Origin of the sequence: Bordetella genomosp. 13 (genome assembly GCF_007679965.1) — a bacterium.
In the GTDB taxonomy this organism is placed as follows: domain Bacteria; phylum Pseudomonadota; class Gammaproteobacteria; order Burkholderiales; family Burkholderiaceae_B; genus Bordetella.
The window spans coordinates 275,094-292,972 of the sequence record NZ_VEHL01000008.1 but is presented as its reverse complement, the minus strand read 5'-3'; the positions used below and the strand labels follow the sequence as shown (position 1 = coordinate 292,972).

Below are 17,879 nucleotides of genomic sequence, written 5' to 3'. Positions count from 1 at the left end.
GGCAACCCGTATGTGTCCGCCATGCGAATCGGCGTGAAAACGGGCGATAAAACTACAGTGCGCCGGCGCGCTTCACGGTCAGATAGCGGTCGACCAGGGCGGCGGCCAGCTGCGCCGGCTCGGCATCCACGGCCAGCATCTCGACGCCCGCCAGGCGCTGGAAGGCGTCGCGGCGCGCCTGGGCGAACAGGTGCGCCGAGGCCACGTCCACCGCCCGGTCCGGCACGTCCAGGTCCTGCCCCGCCAGCAGGCCCAGCACGCGCTCGCGCAGGCTGGCCACCATCACCAGGTGCTGGCGGCGCAGCAGGCCCAGGGCAGGCCCCAGCTCGGAGGTATCCTCGTCGCGGAAGTTGGTCAGCACGACGACCAGCGCGCGCCGGTGGTGCGAGGCCAGCAACAGCCGCGCGGCCTGGATGTAGTCGGAGTGGACGGTGCTGGGCTGCACGTCGTACAGCCCTTCCATCAGCGCGTTGAAGCCGGCCGCGCCCTTGCGCGGCGCGATGTGGCGCCGTTCCTCGGGCAGGCAGCCGAAGGTCATGGCGCCGACCTCGTCGCCTTCCTTCAGGGCGATGCGCGACAGCTGCAGCAAGGCGCCCAGCACCTGGTCGAAGTGGCTGCCGCCTTCGCCCGAGCCTTCGTCGGCGCGCATGCGGCGGCCGCAATCCAGCAGGAAGAACACGCACTGGCCGCGATCGTCCTGGTATTCGCGCACGATGGGACGGCGATGGCGCAGCGTGGCCTTCCAGTCGATGTGCCGCAGCGAATCGCCCGGCCGGTAGTCGGCCAGCTGGCGGAATTCGGTGCCCGTGCCGCGCAGCGCATGGCTGCGGTTGCCCGCGCGCGTGATGCGGCGGGTGCCGGCCACCCAGGCCTGCCTGCCGATCGGCCCGGTGTCGGGATAGACGCGCGAGGCCTGGGCATCGCCCACGCGCCGGGTGAACTCGAAGCAGCCGCCGCGGCTGCGCCAGCGCAGGTGGACCGCGCCGAAGCGTGCCGGACCGCGCTGGCGCGGCGTGGCGCGGTAGCGGACCTCGACGCGCGAGCGCGCCGGCACCAGGACCGTCTGCGGCAGGCCTTCGTAGGCGAACCGTTCGTCGACGTCGTCGAACACCTGCACGCGCCATTCGCGGCGGCTTTCATTGACGATGGCAAGGGTGACGATGACGGGCACGCCCTGCACGGCCGAACCCGGCAGGTCGCGTTCGGCGCGCAACGGCGTCTGGCGCCAGGCGCGACGGCTGCTGGCCAGGTCCCATCCTGCGTAGGCCAGCCCCGCCAGCAGCAGCCCGGCAGCCGCCTGTGCGGCGGTCGCCAGCGGCAGGCCGAACGCCAGCGCGATGCCCGTGGCCAGCGCCAGGCCCGCCAGCACGTATACCGTCCAGCGGGTGGGAATGGGGAAACCGGCGCCCTGCTTCATGCCCTGCACCCGGCCGCCTTACAGGCGCGGGGCCTGCACGCTGCCCATGGCGGCGCGCAGCAGGTCGTCGACGCCGCGGCCCTCCAGCTGGGCGTCGGCCGTCAGCAGCACGCGATGCCGCAGCACGGGCAGCGCGTGCTGCGCCACGTCGTCGGGCGTGGCGAAGCCACGGCCTTCCAGCAGGGCCGCGGCGCGGGCGGCGCGGATCAGCGCCACCGCGCCGCGCGTGCCGGCGCCGCAATACAGGCCGGGCCAGCCGCGCGTGGCGCGCACGATGCGCACCGCGTAGTCGAGCACCTGGTCATCGACGTGCACCTGGCTGGCCAGCCGCTGCAATTCCAGGATGTCGTTCTGGCTCAGGCACGGACGCACCTGGTCCAGCGGCAGCTGGTCGCCGGCGCGGTCCTGCGTGGCCAGCCGGGCGATGGACATCTCTTCCTCGTGCTCGGGAAAGCCGATGTCGATCTTCAGCAGGAAGCGGTCCAGCTGGGCCTCGGGCAGCGGATAGGTGCCCTCGGTGTCGATGGGGTTCTGCGTGGCCAGCACCATGAAGGGCCGCGGCAGCGGCACCGTGCGGCCTTCCATGGTCACCTGGTATTCCTGCATGACCTCGAGCAGCGCGCTCTGGGTCTTGGCCGGCGCGCGGTTGATTTCGTCGGCCAGCAGCAGGTTCGTGAACACCGGGCCCTGCCGCATACGCAGCGTGCCCAGGCCGTCCGTGCCGCCCGGCTCCAGCACGGCATGGCCGGTGATGTCGGAAGGCATCAGGTCGGGCGTGAACTGCACGCGGGCGTAGTCCAGCGCCAGGGCCTGCGACAGCGCGCGCGCCAGCAGGGTCTTGCCCAGGCCGGGCACGCCTTCGATCAGCGCATGGCCCGAGGCGATCAGCGCCACCAGCGTCAGGTCGACGGCCTGCTGCTGGCCGACCACGGCCTTGCCGATTTCGGCGCGCAGCCCCCGCAGTTGCTCGGCAGTGCGCGTCAGTGCTTCCGGAGAGATGGCTTGCATGAGGTCTCAGGGGTCAGGTTGAAGGAGATGATTTCGATGCGCGCGCCTGGGCGGCCCGCGCGAGCAGGCGACGGCGCGCGCTTTCCAGCAGGGCCAGCTCGTTCTCGAACCGGCCATCCTTGCCCGCGTTGCCCAGGGGCGCCATGGCGCGGTCCAGGGCCTCGTGTTCCAGGTCGGCGGCGCGTGCGATGGCGTCGACGCGGGCGGTGCCTTTCAGCGTGGCATATTGCGGCAACACGCGCGCGGCGGCTTCGTGCAGGGCGCGCAATTGCGCGGCATGCAGCGACGCGGCGCCCTGCCCCCGCAGGTACAGGCCCGTGCCGCGCACCTGGTCGCCCATCGAGCGGCGATGCGCCTGGCCCGGCGGCAGCACGGGACCGAAGCGCGTGGCCGAGCGCCAGACCGCGGCGACGGCCGCCAGCAGCGCGATCACCACGGCCACCCAGGCGTGCTCCAGCAGCCAGCCGCCTATCGACGGCGGCAGCTTGCGCGACGGCTCGACGTTGCCGTAAACGAACCAGACCTCGCTGTCGGGCCGCACCTGCAGCGCCGCGGCCATCACCAGCGGGTTGTCCTCGACCAGCGCCTGGCCGTTGGACAGGATCGACTGCGTGCCCATCAGCGTGACGCTGCCGCGGCCCACCGGGATGCGCATCATCTCGATGCCGTCCTCGCCTTGCAGCGCCCAGGTGGGATCGCGGTCGCCCAGCGGGATGTAGTGCGCCCGCGCGCGCCAGCCGCACACGTTGAAGGTGCGCTGCTGGTCGTAGGTGCCCGCTTCCGGCCAGACCTCGGCCAGGGTGCGGCACACCACACCGGAGGGCGGGGCCTTGCCGCCGGCCTTGCCGGGGTTCACGGGCTCGTCCTCGGGATCATCGGGCTCGAAGGAAGCGTCGGGCGGCTCGATGGGCGAGTCTTGCGAGCGCGCCATGGCCTGCGGATCGGATTCGTCTTCCTCAGACGCGTCGGACTGGGCGCCTTGCGGCGGCCGTCCGGCCCGGGCGCCGGATGCACTTTCCGACGACTGCTCGCTGGATGCAGCGTCCGCGGGCGGATGGATCTTTTCCCGCTCGTCAGCGTCCGTCCAGCCGCCGGGGTTCGGGTTCTCGTCCGGCGGCAGCTCGTCGACGTCGCGCAGCAGCAGTTCCGGAAGCGCGTGCATTTCGTCCAGCGAGCCGAACACCACCAGATGGCCACCGCGCAGCACCCAGGTGGACAGGAAGTGCAGCTGCTCGCTTTCCAGGTCGTAGGAAAAATTGCGCACCACCATGCGCGCGTCCTGCGGCGTCTCGGGATCAAAGCCGTCGCGCAGCACGACCTTGGCGCCCAACCGGTGCACCAGTTCCTGGGTCACGTGCAGGCTGTCGGAAAAGAACGGGATCTCGCGCGGACGGTCGTCCTCGCGGTCCAGCTGCGTCGCGGCCCACCAGCCGCCCGCGGCCAGCAGGGCGACGACGGCGGCGCCGGCGACGGTCCAGGCGGTGCGGCGGCTCACAGGCGCGCCTCCGTGGCAGGCCGTCCGTGCAGGCTTTCCGCGGCGGCGGCGCGGGGCAGCATGCGTTCGAAATCGTCGAACAGCGCCTGCATGCGCGCTGCGTCCGGCAGGCTGGCGCCGTAGGCCGCCGATTGCCACGCGCCGACCAGGCCGGCGAAGAAGGCTGCCGAAGGCGCGGGCAGCACCCGCGCCGACAACGCCACGCATTCCTTCTCTGTGCTGGCGGAACGGATCGGCACCGCGTGCGCATGCACCAATCGCGACAGCGCCGCGCGGTACAGCAGCGCCAGCGCCGCCCTGCCCTGTCCTTCGCGCCACAGGCGCGCGGCCTGGGCTGCCACGTCCTCGGGCATGCTGGCCGGCCGGATGTCCAGGCCGCTGACGCTGCCGGGAGGCAGGGGCTCGCTGCGCTTTCTGGGCTGGGCCGCGCCGCGCACCCTGATCCAGCGGTGCAGGTTCAGCAGCACGAAGATCACGATCACCCCGCCCAGCACCCACATCGCCAGGCGCAGGGCCTCTTCCAGGCCGGTCATGGGCGACAGGGAGGACTCGCGTTCCTTTTTCCTGGGCTTCTCCTCGCGCGGACGGTTCACGGGGCGTTCCAGGTCGGCGCGCGTCCGCGCGGCGGCCTGGCGCACTTCCTCGCCCGTGAACGGCAGCGGCGTCTCGTTGAATTCCCCGTAGTCGCCGTACTCGGCATTCTCGTCGTCGTAGGTCTCGTCGGCCGCCAGCGCCGCGCAGGCCGGCGCCACGGCCAGGACGGCCGCCAGCAGCAGGCGCGCGCAGCCGGGCCTAGCGGGGAAAGACACGGCGCAGCTCCTGTTCGACGTCCCAGGCTTCGAGCTGGACGCGGCGGTTCAGATACATGGCGAAGCCCGCCGCCACGTAGAAGGGCTCGAGCACGAACACGACCAGCGTGTAGGCGCCCGCCATCATCAGGTCGCCCCAGGTCGATTCGGAATACAGGAACCACTCGAAGACGCTGCCCTGGGTGTCGTGCGGCATCAGCAGCACGATGGCCGACAGGATGGACAGCGTCAGGGCCTGCTCGACCGTGGCGAAGGCCGTCTGCATGGCGCCCGCGCTGAAGCGCCAGCCGCGCAGCAGCAGGCGGCGCCGCTCGCGACGGTCACGGCCGCGCTGGCCTTCCAGCTGCACCACGGGCTGCACGTACGAGCGCCATGGCGAGAAGCGCCACAGCACGAAGGTGGTGAACCACTGGCTGCCCCAGACGGCCTTGCGGTGGCGCCACAGGTCGGCGCGCGTGGTGGACTGGCCGAACACGGCTCGCGAGAGCACGAACAGCAGCGTGCGGTCCAGCCAGGGCTTGAAGAAGAACAGCACCAGCATCGGCAGCCAGGTGGCCAGCCAGGCGGTCGACAGCGACACCACCGCCACCGAGGCGTAGACGGGCAGGAACACGCGCCACAGCGACGGCCACAGGCTGCGCGCCAGCGCCACGCCCAGGTCGGTCGCCTCGGCCATGCTGCGGTGGCGCAGCTCGATGGCGGCTTCAACGGCCTGCATGCGCGGCCTCCTGTCCTGGAGCCGGATCGCGGCGCGGCCGCCCCTGCCAGCCCAGGTATCCGATGACCAGCAGCCAGCAGGCCGCCGCCACGCTGTATTTCACGGAGGGCTCGATCCAGCGCGAGGAGGACCAGAAGGCCTCGATGGCCGCCGCGACCAGCAGCATGGCGGTGACGCCGTATACCAGCACGACGGCCTGTCCGGCGGCCCGCTTCAGGGCCTCCAGGCGGGTGAGCGTGCCCGGCGCGAGCCAGGCGTGGCCGATCATCAGCCCCGCGGCGCCGGCCAGGACGATGGCCGTGAGTTCGAAGGCGGCATGCGTGGCGACGAAGGAATAGAAGTTGGCGGAGTGCCCGGCCGCCACCATGTAGCCGCCGACCAGGCCGATGGACGCGCCGTTGTAGACGATGAAGAACACGCTGCCCACGCCCGCGAAGATGCCGCTGGCGAAGCATTGGAAACCGATGCCGATGTTGTTCATGATGTAGAAGCCGAACATCGTCCAGTCGTCGCCCGCGTCGCGCTTGCGGCCCAGCGCTTCCGCGCCGCCGCGGTACATGTCGTCGAACTCGCGCACCTGGCTGGCGCCCAGGATCTGGCTGGCCAGGTCGCGGTCGAGCGCGGCCGCCACGCCCAGGACCAGCAGCGGCACCGAGAACAGCAGCGCCGAGGCCAGCACGTACCGCCAATGGGTGCGCACGGCCTGCGGGAAGTCGATCAGCAGGAACCTGCCCAGCGCCTTGCGGCCGGCGCCGCGCGGACGGTAGACCACCGTGTGCGCCCGCTGCACCAGCGTCTCGAGCCGCCGGACCAGATACGCGGGATAGGCGCGCGACTGCGCCAGCGCCAGGTGGCCGCACGCCTGGCGGTACAGCGCGGCCAGGCGTGCGCCTTCATGGCGCTTGCCCTGCTGCGAAGCGGTCACCAGGGTATCGAGCTCGGCCCAGCCGGGCGCGTGCGCGATCTCGAATTGCCGCGGCGCCTGCGGCGCGCCATAGGGATGCCGGCCCACCGCCCACTGGGCCACGCCCAGCAGCCGGCGGGTGGCGGTGGCGCGGTCATCGGTGTCGGGCAGAGCCGAGCCGGCCATGCGCGCCAGCTCGTCGAAACGTTGAGGGGTCAGCCGGCCATGCCGGCCGGCCAGGGCCACGATGACGGCCTGCTCGGGCAGGGTCAGGGCGCGGCCCGGATCGAGGATGTCGGCCTCGGGCAGCCTGCCGTCCAGGTCGGCGGAATGGTCGAACACCACCAGCGTGCCGGCGGCCATGTCGCCCAGGCGCTTGCTGTCGCGGCGCAGCAGGATGGCCACGGCGCCGGCGCCGTAGAAGCCGGGCAGGAAGTCGGCGGCGCGCAGCAGGTTGCGGGTGAGCGAGGCGCCGAGGGTGACGGGCTGGCCGGTATCCATGACCACGCGCAGGCCCATCAGGCGCTTGCCGGGCGTGGCGCCGCGCCGCGTCATCTCGAACGCGACGGGATACAGCCACTCGAGTACGAAATAGGCGATGAGGATCAGCCCCTGGGCCAGGCCGCCCAGGCCCACGGCGAACGTGAACAGGACGGCCAGGATGGCCCAGCGGATCAGCCAGTCCACCAGATAGGCAATGCTGCGGGCCATGATGCCGGCCGGCCGCAGCGCGATGAAGATGCCTTCGGGGGTCTCGGAGGGGTGGGCGGCGTCGAGGCGCACGGTACTACGGGTGCGTCCGACCAGGCTCAGTCGGCTTCGACCACGACGGAGTCGGCGATCAGGTCATGGATGCAGCGGCGGTCCTGGCGGAAGATGAACAGCGAATCGACCAGGCTGAAGATGCCGCCGACGATCGGGATGGCGCCGATCAAGCCAGGCACCAGGTAGCGCAGGCCCAGGATGCGGCCGAACGTGATGCGCGCGCCGTTGGCGCGGACGATGCGGATCTTCATGAAGCGCTTGCCAAGGGTCTGGCTGCGCGTGACCAGCATGTAGATCTGGACGGCGATGATGGCCAGGAACCACAGCACGGCGAAGATGATGGCGATGGTGGAGCCGCCGCTGTTGGCATCCATGATGCCGACCACGATGCCGCCCGGCAGGAACAGCAGGGAATCGATGATGACCGCGGCCAGGCGCTGCAGACGTCCGGCCAGGCGGCCGGCCCCGGTAACCTGGGGATCGATGTCACCGACGGTGGCGCGGGGCGGCGCGTAGCGCTGGTCGGCGTCTTGCGAGTCAATCACTTGCGTATCAGTCACGGGCTGCATGACTTTCCTTTTCTGGAGTGGGAAGTGGGAGAGACAAGCCAGGCACGGAGATTACCCGCGAGGGGTGTTAACAACAAGAACTTTTCGCAATAAACATTGTCAAAGGCTGCGCAAAATACGGCAATTTCGGTCAATTCGTAAGGAATGATGACCAGCGACGTCGAGCGCGAGGATGCGAGCAGGCACGCCGCGGACGGTGTGCGGCTACCGCGTAGCCCCCTGACGGGCGATAGGCAGTCGAGCCGCCCGAAAGCCGCGGGGCTGTCGCGCGCCGTGCACCATCGGCGGCTGGACTCTTGCACGTGGCGCATGGACTTGGCCATAGAGTCCGCAGTCCTCGCGCAGCCCTGGGGCGGGATCGCGGCCAGGCGTCGCGACGGGGGGGGAAATTACCGGCGGCGCAGGAAATGCGCCGTGCGGCCATCCTCGGACAATTGCGCCAGCAGGTCGTTGCCCGTCTGGCGGGAGAATGCCTGAAAGTCACGCACGGCGTTCGGATCGGTGGTAAGCACGCGCAGCACGTCGCCGCTGGCCATCTGCGCCAACGCCTTCTTGGCGCGCAGGATGGGCAACGGGCAGTTCAGGCCCGTGGCGTCCACCTCGTGCTGGTGGGCCGGCACGCCGCCGGCCGCGCTGGGGAGATCAGAGGCGCTCATCGAGCCACTTCTGCACGCTGGCGACCGCGCCCGGCAGCGCCTTCAGGTCGGTACCGCCGCCCATGGCCATGTCGGGACGGCCGCCGCCCTTGCCGCCCACCTGGCCGGCCACGAAACCCACCAGGTCGCCCGCCTTGACGCGGCCTGTCAGGTCGGCCGTGACGCCGCCCACCAGGCTGATCTTGCCGTCGGCGCCGGCGGCCAGCAGCACCACCGCGGACTTCAACCGGTCCTTCAGGGTGTCGACCATGCCGCGCAGGGCCTTGGGATCGACGTCGCCCAGGCTGGCGGCCACGAGCTTCACCCCCTTGACCTCGGCGGCCTTGTCGGCCAGGTCGCTGCCGGCGCTCGCCGCCAGCTTGCCGCGGGCCTGTTCCAGTTCCTTTTCCAGCGACTTGATCTGGTCCTGCACCTGTGCGATGCGCTCGGGCAGGTCGGCCACGGTGCTGCGCAGCACGCCGGCGGCGCGCTGCAGCAGCGCGTTCTGCTGCTGCACCCAGACCAGGGCATTGTCGCCCGTGATGGCCTCGACGCGGCGCACGCCCGCGGCCACGCCGCCTTCGGCCACGATCTTGAACAGGCCGATGTCGCCCGTGCGCAGCACGTGGGTGCCGCCGCACAGCTCGCGCGAGAAACCGATGTCCAGCACGCGCACGGTGTCGCCGTACTTCTCGCCGAACAGGGCCATCGCCCCACCCTTGACGGCGTCGTCATAGGCCATGACGCTGGCCTGGGTGGGATGGTTGGACAGCACTTCGGCATTGACGATGGCCTCGACCTGCGCGATCTGCTCGGCGGTGACCGGGGCGTCGTGCGCGAAGTCGAAGCGGGTCTTGTCGGGATCGACCAGCGAACCGCGCTGCTGCACGTGACCGCCCAGCACCTGGCGCAGCGCCTTGTGCATCAGGTGGGTGGCCGAGTGGTTGCGCACGGTACGCGCGCGGCGCACGGCGTCGACGCGGGCCAGCAGGCTGTCGCCCACCGCCAGGCTGCCGGATTCGAGCTTGCCATGGTGGCCGAACACGCCGGCCTGGATCTTCAGGGTGTCGGCCACGGCGAAGCGCACGCCGTCGGCTTCCAGCAGGCCGGTGTCGCCCACCTGGCCGCCGGACTCGGCGTAGAACGGCGTGGCGTCCAGCACCACGACGGCGCTCTGGCCCGCCTGCACGCGCTCGGCCTGCGTGCCGTCCACGTACAGCGCCACGACCTTGGCGCCCGAGATCTCGAGGCTTTCATAGCCTTCGAAACGGGTCTGCGCGCCCTCGTAGCTGAGGCCCTCGGCCATCTTGAACTTGCCCGCGGCGCGCGCCTGGTCGCGCTGGCGCTCCATCGCGGACTCGAAGCCAGGCATGTCGATCTCGACCTCGCGCTCGCGGCAGATGTCGGCCGTGAGATCGACCGGGAAGCCGTAGGTGTCGTACAGCGTGAACAGCGTATTGCCGTCGAGCTGGCCGCCCTTTGGCACGCTGGCCAGCGCGGCATCCAGGATCTTCATGCCGTTTTCCAGCGTTTCGCCGAAGCGCTCTTCTTCCTGCTTGAGCACCTGCGCCACGCGCGCGGCGGCCTGCGCCAGCTCGGGATAGGCCTCGCCCATCTCGGCGACCAGGTCGGGCACCAGGCGGTGGAAGAACGGCTTGGTCTGGCCCAGCTTGTAGCCGTGGCGCAGCGCGCGGCGCACGATGCGGCGCAGTACGTAGCCGCGGCCTTCGTTGCTGGGGATGACGCCGTCGACAATCAGGAACGAGCAGGCGCGGATGTGGTCGGCGATGACCTTCAGCGAGTTGTCGGCCAGGTCCTGCACGCCGGTTTCGCGCGCGGCGGCGGCGATCAGCTTCTGGAACAGGTCGATCTCGTAGTTGGAATGCACGTGCTGCAGCACGGCGGCGATGCGTTCCAGGCCCATGCCGGTATCGACACAGGGCTTGGGCAGGCGCGTCATGTTGCCGGCGGCGTCGCGCTCGAACTGCATGAACACGAGGTTCCAGATCTCGATGTAGCGGTCGCCGTCTTCCTCGGGCGATCCCGGAGGGCCGCCCCAGACGTCGGGACCGTGGTCGTAGAAGATTTCGGAGCACGGACCGCACGGGCCCGTGTCGGCCATCTGCCAGAAATTGTCGGAGGCGTAGCGCGCGCCCTTGTTGTCGCCGATGCGGATGATGCGCTCGGTGGGCACGCCGACTTCCTTGGCCCAGATGTCATAGGCCTCGTCGTCTTCCTGGTAGACGGTGACCCAGAGCTTCTCGGCCGGCAGGCCGTAGGCCTTGGTCAGCAGCTCCCAGGCGTACTGGATGGCGTCGCGCTTGAAATAGTCGCCGAAGCTGAAGTTGCCCAGCATTTCGAAGAACGTGTGATGCCGCGCCGTGTAGCCGACGTTTTCCAGGTCGTTGTGCTTGCCGCCGGCGCGCACGCTGCGCTGCGACGAGGTGGCGCGCGTGTACGACCGCGATTCCTTGCCCGTGAAGACGTCCTTGAACTGCACCATGCCCGAATTGGTGAACAGCAGCGTGGGATCGTTGGCAGGCACCAGCGACGAGGACGGCACGATGCTGTGGCCCTTGGACTGGAAGAACTGCAGGAATTTCTGGCGAATCTCGGAGGATTTCATCGTGGACGACGCGGAATCTAGGCGAATCTTTGATTATAGAGGGTCGCGGTTGCGGCGGGGTGGCCGGCACGCCACGGGCGCACCGGCCTAGCGGACGCAGACGTAGCCCGTGGTCCAGCCCTCGTCGTCGTTCCATTTTCCTCCGGCCGACACGATGACGGGCGCATAGCCCGACGGGCACGAGCAGTTGCCCGTGCGCGGATTGGCGGTGGACACGCCGGTGTAATGCTGGCAACCGAAGCGGTTGTTGGTGGCGAAGGCGCCTCCGAATCCGCCGTCCTCGGGCGTCCAGACGCCGTTCCTGCATCCCAGCACCCCGCCTTGCGGCGCCCGCGCGATCAGCCCGGGCGATTCGCACCAGAAGCCTGGGCTGGCCGCGCCCATCTGCAGGTATTCGGACGCGATGAACCGGCCGGACGTCGACACGCTGCCGCCGGCGGCGATGCCGCCACGCGCGGTGATGCTGCCGGCGGCCGAGACGTTGCCATCGGTTTCGAGGTTGCCGGCCGCCTGTACGCCGCCGGTGGTGGATAGCGATGCCCGCAGCTGCGGGTCCCGGGTGTCGAATCGACGGACGTAGCGGTCGGCGGTGGCGACGTCCATGCCCGCCCACAGCACGGGCGTGCCGGCCGGCAGCGCTGGCATGTCGGGCGTCGGCGGGTTGGCGAAATCGAAGGCGGCGCCGCGCAGGCGGCCGTCCCGCCCGCCGGTTGCCTGGCCGCCGTACCCCGCGGCGGCCTGCACCAGCACCGCCATGCGCATCATGTCGGGCTCGCCCTGGGCGGTGTGCAGCGGCTGCGAGGAATGGACCAGCGCATCCAGCCGGCACGCGGCGCCCGGGCAGGCGTTCAGGCGCAGCACGCGCACCCGCGCCGCCGAGCCATCGGGCGCGGTCTCGGGAAAGCCGGGCGGCAGCAGCCCGGCGGCCTTGAACTCCGCCACCGTGGGCGCCATGGCATCGGCGTACGGCGCGCGGCCCTGCTCGTCCAGGGGACGGGTGCCGGCGGCCAGGCTGTCGAAGTGGCGCTCCAGCATGCGGCCGGCGGCATGACGGATCTCCAGCAGCCATATGCCCGTGGCCTGGGACTCGGCCTCATCGGCGTGGCGCATCAGGGCGCCCGCGCCCCAGATGGCCAGCAGCGTTGCCACCAGCAGGGCGATGGACAGTTCGAGCAGGGCGAAGCCGCGCATCGGTCCGGCGGACGCCCGGCCGGGCTGGGAGGAAGGCACGGACCGGAACATGGCGGCCTCAGCGCGCGGTGAAGACGAAGGTGTTGTGATCGCCCTGCGCGCACTGCGCCTCGGCCCGCGTGGCCAGGTAGGCCAGCGGCGGCGTGGCGGTGGCGTCCTTCACCACGACCGCCCCGCCCTGCCCCTGCACGGAGATGATCTCGGCCACACGCTGCATGACCGAGGCGATGCCCGGGCATGCGGCGTGGCTGACATTGTTCAGGGTCAGCGTGAATCCCGAGCCCGCGCCGCCGGCCGCGAACACCGACGGCGCCAGCGAGACGACGCCATTGCCCGAGGTGCCGTTGCCGCCCAGGCCATGGGCCACGACGGAGGCGGCGCCGGTGCCGTTGACCGACAGCACGCTGGAGTCGCGCAGCGCATTGGCCAGCGCGCCGGTGTCGATGCCCGCATAGGGCGTGGGGCCGGCGCCCTGCGCATTGGCCTTGGTGCGCGACACGAAGCGCTGCAGCTCTTCGCCGACGTTGGGCACCTTGTTCTCGACGACGTAGTTGCCGATGGCCGGGATGCCAACGATGGCGGCCAGCAGCACGATCGCGGTGACGATGGACACTTCGATCAGGGAGAAGCCGCGCTGCCGACGCGGCGGGACGATGCAGGTTGGGGACGTACGCATGGGGAGTGACTCCGGACGGGAAAAAGGGGATCGGCCGCCTGTCGGCGCTAGCGGCTGGCGTGGAACTGCGTGAGCGCGCGGCGCAGCTCGTCGATGACGGCGTAGTGCCACAGCGCCAGACCGAGCACGGCGCCGGTGGCGCCCAGCAGCAACAGCCAGCGCGCTGCCTGGGCCTGCCTGCGCACGCGCGCCACGGTATGGGATTCGATGCGAGCGCGCGCCTGCTGCAGCCCGCCGGCCAGGCCGTGCGCGGCGATCATGTCCGCCATGAACCACCACAGCTCGCGGTCGAACAGGCCGGTGTCCAGGCTGTGCTCGCCCACGATGCCCGCGTCGATGCGGGCCAGCATGGCGGTGACGTGGCCGGCCAGCCATGGGCGGGCATTCCAGGCGAAGATGGCCAGCGCCTCGCGCAGGCGGGTATCGATGTTGCCGCGCTGGCGCAGCAGCACCGACAGCATCGCCAGGAAGCGCACGGCATGGAAATCGCGATACAGCCGCCACACGGCCCAGCCGTCCAGTGCGGGACGCGTCCGTCCCGTGAAATTGGGCAGCGACCACAGGACCAGCAGCGCGCCGGCCGGCAGCGCGAAGCTCCATAGCGGCAGCAGGCGCCGCACGGCATCGGCCAGCGCATAGAGCCGTCGCGTCAACGGCCCCAGGTATTCGGGCGGCAATCCCTGAAACACGTGCTGCAGCCGCGGCACGGTGAAATACGGCACCGCACACAGCAGTGCGATGGCCACGCCCAGCGCGGCCAGGCCCGCGGCCAACGTGACCGTCAGTTCGTCGCGCAGGCCGCGCACCAGGCGCACGGCGCGGGCCAGGTCGCGCAACACCTCGGCCAGCGCCTCGCCGCCGGCCGCCTGCGCCGACGCCACCAGCAGGCATTCGTCGGCCGGCAGCGCATCGGCCCAGGCGGCGGCGAGATCGCCGCCGCTTTCCTGGTAGCGGCGCGCCCAGCGCTGCGCCAGGCGGCCGCGCACCGTTGCGGCGCCATACCGGCGTGCGTCGTCCTCGAACAGATCGAGCAGGGTCTTGCGGCCCCGCAGCGCGACCAGGACCTCCGCCAGATAGGCGTAATAGTCGGCGCGCGCGGCACGAAAACGCCAGGCATCCAGCCACTGCCCGGCACGCGCGGGCCACCGGCCGGCGTACGGTTCAGCCTCGCGCGCCGCGGAGCCGGCGTGCGGCGTTGGCGGCGCTACTGCTGGCCTTTTCACTGGAACACCTTCGTGCTGCGCACTCCGGTGTTCGCCCTTGGGGCGACTCGTCATCGTGCCGCTCAAAACGTCGCCATCAACGCAGCGGGTCGGCACAGGATGTCTCATGCCGCCTCCTGAAGCAGCGCTGCGCGCGGGGCCGCGTCGTCGCACAGGCCGAACTGGCGGGCCAGCACCCGGGCGTCCACCTCGCCCTGCAGCGCCTTGTAGACGGCGCACAGATGCACCGGCTTGCCGCGCATGTCGGGATCGTCGGCCGACGTGCGATGCATGGCGTGCAGGTGGCGCATCAGGCCGGGGTTGTCGCGCCGGCGGATGCATTCCAGCAGGACGTCGTCCTGCGCGGGCGCGAACATCTCGGCCACGACCGTGCGTCCGCGCCAGCCCGCGGACTGGCCGCCGCCCTGCATCCGCGTGTCGGATGCACAGGCCGGACAGCCCGCCGGATTGCGCACCCGCAGGCGCGCGGGGTCGATGTCGAATGCCCGCTGCATCGCCTGTCCCCAGCGCCGCCAGTCGGCGTCCGCGTTCGAGGACCCCTCCGCCAGGGGCCGAGCACAGGCCTGGCACAGGCGCGGCAGCAGCGTCTGGTAAACGAGCAGCTTCAACACGCCCGGCGCGGCCAGGAAATCGCGCGAGACGCCGATGAAGTCGGAAGCCAGCCGCTCCGGAATCATCAGCGCCGATCCGGTATGGGTGGTGGTGTAGAGGCTGACGCCGCTGCCCGCCAGGTCCATGAAGGCGCGGCCGGTCTCGCGGTCGCGGACCTCGCCGATCAGCAGGTCGTTCATGGCCGAGCGCTTGATGGTGCGCAGCTTGGCGGCGAACGGAAAGGTCTCGTCGCCATCCAGCGCGCGGCCCACGGTGTTCTGCAGCGCGTTCTCGATCAGGTACTCGACGGGGTCTTCCAGCGTGATGACCTTGCGCAATGGGTCGATGCCGCGCATCAGCGTGGCGATGGTGGTGGACTTGCCCGAGCCCACGATGCCCGACATGACGATGGCGCCGCCCTCTCGATCACGGGCGCGCTCCAGCGCCGCCGCCTGCGAGGGCAGGTATCCCAGGGCCTCGAGCGTGGCGCCGCCGGCCGGCGCGTCCAGGCGCAACAGGCGCAGGCAGACGGACGGTCCGGCATCGGCGGCCAGGGAGGCCCAGCGCAGCATGTAGGGCGCGCCGTCGACCTGCATGGCAATGCGCCCCTGCTGCTCGATGCGGGGATCGAACACGGCGCCGTTGCCGCCGCGCACGTCCATCCAGGCCACCGCCAGCACCTCGCCCAGCGTGGCCGCGGCGATGCCGTCGAAACAGGCCGGCGCCACGTAAGCGCCATCGACCGTGTAGCGCACCTGCGAGCGGTCGCCCCGCTCGTCCACGTTGATGTGCAGGTCGCTGGCCCCCGCGCGCACGCCCCAGTGCACGAACTCCGCGAACATGGCGGCCAGCGCCGAGCGCTGCGCGCGAGACGGCCCGGCGCGCCGGCCGGCCGCGGCCGGCGCACCGAACTGGCCGCGCGCGACGCTCAACAGCAGCGCGGGCGAGACGACGTAGCGCGACGGTTCGGCCAGCGCATGGCCGCGCCGGCGCAGCATGCGCGCGATCTCGTCCGCCTGATCTCCGGCGACGTAGTCGGCCAATCCGAACAGGGCCGCGCGGCCATCCTCGAACAGCACCGGACATAGCCGCCCCGCCAGCGCGGCCAGGTCGAACTGGTCGCCCAGGGAGCGTTGCAAGGGAGGATCGAGCGAGGCCAGGTCTTCCGGAAATTCCAGCGTGGGCAAGACGTGTCGACGCGGCAACGACGGGTCAGCGTTCATGGACGGACTCCGTATGCAGGCAGGCGGTGCGGACGTCGTTCCGGTAGCGCAGGCGCACGCACGGCAGGTCAATGGCGACCAGCGCATAGCGGTGCTCCGGGCCCTGCTCCGTGGCGCCCAGCGGCCACGGCCGGCCCTGCCGGTAGCGCCAGACGGCGCCGTTGACCTCGATATCGGCCAGCAGCGTGCGGCCGATGCCATAGATGGCCAGCACGTCGACGCGATCCGCGTCGTCCGTGCCGGACACCCTGCCCGGCGGCGAGAGCCGGGCAGGCGCGGACCCGGCCGGCGACGGCGCCAGCCAGTCCTGCGCGTGGCCCAGGCGCTGCGCCGCTGCCGCGCGGGCGTCGGCACGCAGCAGGTCGAGCACCGTGTCGGACTCCGGCCAGGCGGGCTGCGCGCCGGCATGGGATGCGCCCGGCTTGCGGGTCGCGTCCGGCGTGCCGGCGCGCGGCGCGGAGCCGCTTTCCGTAGCGGCTTCTGCTGCGGCAGCGGCGCCTCGTTCGACGTTTTGCTCGACGTCCTGCCCGGTGCGTCGTCCGGCGCCCTGTTCGGCAGGTTTCTCGACGGCCGTTTCCACGCTTGTTTCGTTGCCGGATTTCGCGCCCGCGGCTGCTTCCGCCCTCGCGAACGGCATCGCAGCGGCCACGGCCAGCGCCGCCACTGCGCACGGCGGCAGACCTCGCCGCGCGAACGCGCGGCCTTCAGCGAATGCCCGGCGCATGCGGCCTGGCGGATCAATGCGATTCATAAAGGGTTCCTTGAAGTTGCGCGACCACGACGCTGGCCGCCAGGGCCGCCTGGCGGCCGGGCTCGAGATGCAGCGATATCGATGACCAGGACACGCAGACGCCATCCAGCGCCAACACGCCGAACGAGCGCAACGGGCCCGACAGCGACAGCGCGCGGCTGCGCAGCGGCGGCCAGAGGCCCTGCGCGGCTGGCGGCGGCAACGGCACGCCGCCCGCGTCGCGCGGCACGGCCGGCATGAGCGGCACGGCCGGCCCCAGCTGCACGTCGGCGAAGGCCAGCGCGACCCGCTGCAGATCGCTGATGAAGCCTTGCGCTCGAGGCCGCTGCGGCATGGCGGCCAGCGGCAGGCCCGCGCCCGGCACCTGCCAATGCAATGCGCTCTGGCCCAGCGACTCGAACTCGACCCGCCAGCCCGCCGGCGCGGCACTCGCCAGATCCTCGTGCGTGGCCTGCGGCAGCACCCGTTCGAAGCGGGCGGCGCACTGCCAGGCCACGGTCTCGGGTACGCATTGCGCGCCCTGCAGGCGCCAACCCCGCACCGCCAGCGGCATGCCGTACAGGGACTGCACGACACGCTGCACCTCGGCGGGCCCATGCACGCGCAGGCTGCCGCGCAAGGCCTGGAAGGCCTCCCGCCACGCGGTCTCGGCGTCCACCGCGACCGGCGCCGGCTGCATGGCGCCGCGGCCGGCCGCGTAGTGCCACAGCGGCGGCAGCAGCGCCGCGCCGGCCAGACCGGCCGCGAAGGCGCGCACGGGCCACGGCAGGCTACTCCATCGCGTATCCACCGCCACCAGCCGCGCGGCCGGATCGAGTGCCTGCTGCAATCGCGCCAGCACGTCCGCGCCGTCCAGCACGCGTATTTCAGGACGCTGCCCGCACAGTTCCCGCAACGCGAGCTCGGCCGCCTCGGCGCTGGCATACAGGCGGTCGCCGCGCGACAGCACCGCGCCATCCTGCGCGGCCACCAGCCAGTGCCGTCCCTCGGGCAGCGCGGCCACGCAGGCCACCGCGCCGTCGGGATGCAGGTGCGCATAGGCCTGCGCGGCGGCATACAGCGGCGCACGCCGCGCGGGCCTGTTGATGCGGGCACAGCCGCCGGCGGCCACCCGCAGTCCGCCGGCAACGTAATGCGTGGCCTTCAGTTGGCGCGCCCGCGCCCGCGCCATGGGCGCGATATGGCTGCCCACCAGCGCGAACCAGGTCAGGCCGAACACCAGCGACTGGCGCGCGTCGGGGCGCGCCACGATATGGACATTGCCGGGTTGCATGCGTG

At 71.2% G+C, this 17,879-nt stretch carries 15 protein-coding genes; all 15 read right to left on the bottom strand.

All coding sequences use genetic code 11. From position 1 onward, the window contains the following. Nucleotides 1-52: 52 nt before the first annotated feature. The 15 genes from FS845_RS19805 to FS845_RS19730 all read right to left on the bottom strand — a co-directional run bounded on the left by FS845_RS19805 (nucleotide 53) and on the right by FS845_RS19730 (nucleotide 17,874). Nucleotides 53-1,417 (bottom strand): DUF58 domain-containing protein, encoded by a 1,365-nt coding sequence (locus tag FS845_RS19805; protein ID WP_144638523.1) that lies wholly within the window; start codon nucleotides 1,415-1,417, stop codon nucleotides 53-55. An 18-nt stretch (nucleotides 1,418-1,435) separates the two neighbouring features. Continuing rightward, nucleotides 1,436-2,425 (bottom strand): AAA family ATPase, encoded by a 990-nt coding sequence (locus FS845_RS19800; RefSeq protein WP_144638521.1) that lies wholly within the window; start codon nucleotides 2,423-2,425, stop codon nucleotides 1,436-1,438. Nucleotides 2,426-2,438: 13 nt separating this feature from the next. Next, nucleotides 2,439-3,920 carry a hypothetical protein gene (locus FS845_RS19795; protein WP_144638519.1) on the bottom strand — a complete coding sequence of 494 codons (1,482 nt, stop codon included), beginning with the start codon at nucleotides 3,918-3,920 and terminating at the stop codon, nucleotides 2,439-2,441. Then, a complete protein-coding gene (locus FS845_RS19790) occupies nucleotides 3,917-4,729 on the bottom strand; it encodes a DUF4129 domain-containing protein (RefSeq protein WP_260986363.1) in 813 nt (270 codons plus the stop codon). The genes FS845_RS19795 and FS845_RS19790 overlap by 4 nt, the downstream gene beginning before the upstream one ends. Continuing rightward, a complete protein-coding gene (locus tag FS845_RS19780) occupies nucleotides 4,713-5,447 on the bottom strand; it encodes a hypothetical protein (protein WP_144638517.1) in 735 nt (244 codons plus the stop codon). The genes FS845_RS19790 and FS845_RS19780 overlap by 17 nt, the downstream gene beginning before the upstream one ends. Next, a complete protein-coding gene (locus FS845_RS26880) occupies nucleotides 5,434-7,134 on the bottom strand; it encodes a stage II sporulation protein M (RefSeq protein ID WP_260986362.1) in 1,701 nt (566 codons plus the stop codon). Before FS845_RS26880 ends, FS845_RS19780 begins: the two co-directional genes overlap by 14 nt. Nucleotides 7,135-7,160: 26 nt before the next feature. Then, nucleotides 7,161-7,661 carry an RDD family protein gene (locus FS845_RS19770; RefSeq protein ID WP_186332351.1) on the bottom strand — a complete coding sequence of 167 codons (501 nt, stop codon included), beginning with the start codon at nucleotides 7,659-7,661 and terminating at the stop codon, nucleotides 7,161-7,163. A gap of 413 nt (nucleotides 7,662-8,074) precedes the next feature. Continuing rightward, nucleotides 8,075-8,341, bottom strand: a complete 267-nt coding sequence (locus tag FS845_RS19765; RefSeq protein ID WP_144638513.1) for a sulfurtransferase TusA family protein — start codon at nucleotides 8,339-8,341, stop codon at nucleotides 8,075-8,077. Further along, nucleotides 8,328-10,946: an alanine--tRNA ligase gene (gene alaS, locus FS845_RS19760; RefSeq protein WP_144638510.1), complete on the bottom strand. Its 2,619-nt coding sequence runs from the start codon at nucleotides 10,944-10,946 to the stop codon at nucleotides 8,328-8,330. The genes FS845_RS19765 and alaS overlap by 14 nt, the downstream gene beginning before the upstream one ends. 87 nt (nucleotides 10,947-11,033) lie before the next feature. Further along, nucleotides 11,034-12,188, bottom strand: a complete 1,155-nt coding sequence (locus tag FS845_RS19755) for a shufflon system plasmid conjugative transfer pilus tip adhesin PilV (RefSeq protein WP_260986361.1) — start codon at nucleotides 12,186-12,188, stop codon at nucleotides 11,034-11,036. Nucleotides 12,189-12,195: 7 nt separating this feature from the next. Continuing rightward, entirely contained in the window at nucleotides 12,196-12,813 is a 618-nt protein-coding gene (locus FS845_RS19750; protein WP_144638509.1) for a type 4 pilus major pilin, read from the bottom strand. A 47-nt stretch (nucleotides 12,814-12,860) separates the two neighbouring features. Then, nucleotides 12,861-13,934, bottom strand: coding sequence for a general secretion pathway protein (locus FS845_RS19745; RefSeq protein ID WP_144638667.1), 1,074 nt, complete (start codon nucleotides 13,932-13,934; stop codon nucleotides 12,861-12,863). A gap of 206 nt (nucleotides 13,935-14,140) precedes the next feature. Then, entirely contained in the window at nucleotides 14,141-15,850 is a 1,710-nt protein-coding gene (locus FS845_RS19740; protein WP_260986360.1) for a GspE/PulE family protein, read from the bottom strand. Continuing rightward, nucleotides 15,840-16,601, bottom strand: a complete 762-nt coding sequence (locus FS845_RS26875; protein WP_260986359.1) for a hypothetical protein — start codon at nucleotides 16,599-16,601, stop codon at nucleotides 15,840-15,842. Before FS845_RS26875 ends, FS845_RS19740 begins: the two co-directional genes overlap by 11 nt. After that, nucleotides 16,588-17,874: a type 4b pilus protein PilO2 gene (locus FS845_RS19730; protein WP_144638505.1), complete on the bottom strand. Its 1,287-nt coding sequence runs from the start codon at nucleotides 17,872-17,874 to the stop codon at nucleotides 16,588-16,590. Before FS845_RS19730 ends, FS845_RS26875 begins: the two co-directional genes overlap by 14 nt. Between the last annotated feature and the right edge of the window lie 5 nt (nucleotides 17,875-17,879).

What these genes read in the sequence shown, in the direction of transcription:
- FS845_RS19730 (WP_144638505.1), bottom strand. Translation starts at nt 17,874, where the DNA reads ATGCAACCCGGCAATGTCCATATCGTGGCGCGCCCCGACGCGCGCCAG.
- alaS (WP_144638510.1), bottom strand. Translation starts at nt 10,946, where the DNA reads ATGAAATCCTCCGAGATTCGCCAGAAATTCCTGCAGTTCTTCCAGTCC.
- FS845_RS19805 (WP_144638523.1), bottom strand. Translation starts at nt 1,417, where the DNA reads ATGAAGCAGGGCGCCGGTTTCCCCATTCCCACCCGCTGGACGGTATAC.
- FS845_RS19780 (WP_144638517.1), bottom strand. Translation starts at nt 5,447, where the DNA reads ATGCAGGCCGTTGAAGCCGCCATCGAGCTGCGCCACCGCAGCATGGCC.
- FS845_RS19765 (WP_144638513.1), bottom strand. Translation starts at nt 8,341, where the DNA reads ATGAGCGCCTCTGATCTCCCCAGCGCGGCCGGCGGCGTGCCGGCCCAC.
- FS845_RS19750 (WP_144638509.1), bottom strand. Translation starts at nt 12,813, where the DNA reads ATGCGTACGTCCCCAACCTGCATCGTCCCGCCGCGTCGGCAGCGCGGC.
- FS845_RS26875 (WP_260986359.1), bottom strand. Translation starts at nt 16,601, where the DNA reads ATGAATCGCATTGATCCGCCAGGCCGCATGCGCCGGGCATTCGCTGAA.
- FS845_RS19755 (WP_260986361.1), bottom strand. Translation starts at nt 12,188, where the DNA reads ATGTTCCGGTCCGTGCCTTCCTCCCAGCCCGGCCGGGCGTCCGCCGGA.
- FS845_RS19740 (WP_260986360.1), bottom strand. Translation starts at nt 15,850, where the DNA reads ATGAACGCTGACCCGTCGTTGCCGCGTCGACACGTCTTGCCCACGCTG.
- FS845_RS19800 (WP_144638521.1), bottom strand. Translation starts at nt 2,425, where the DNA reads ATGCAAGCCATCTCTCCGGAAGCACTGACGCGCACTGCCGAGCAACTG.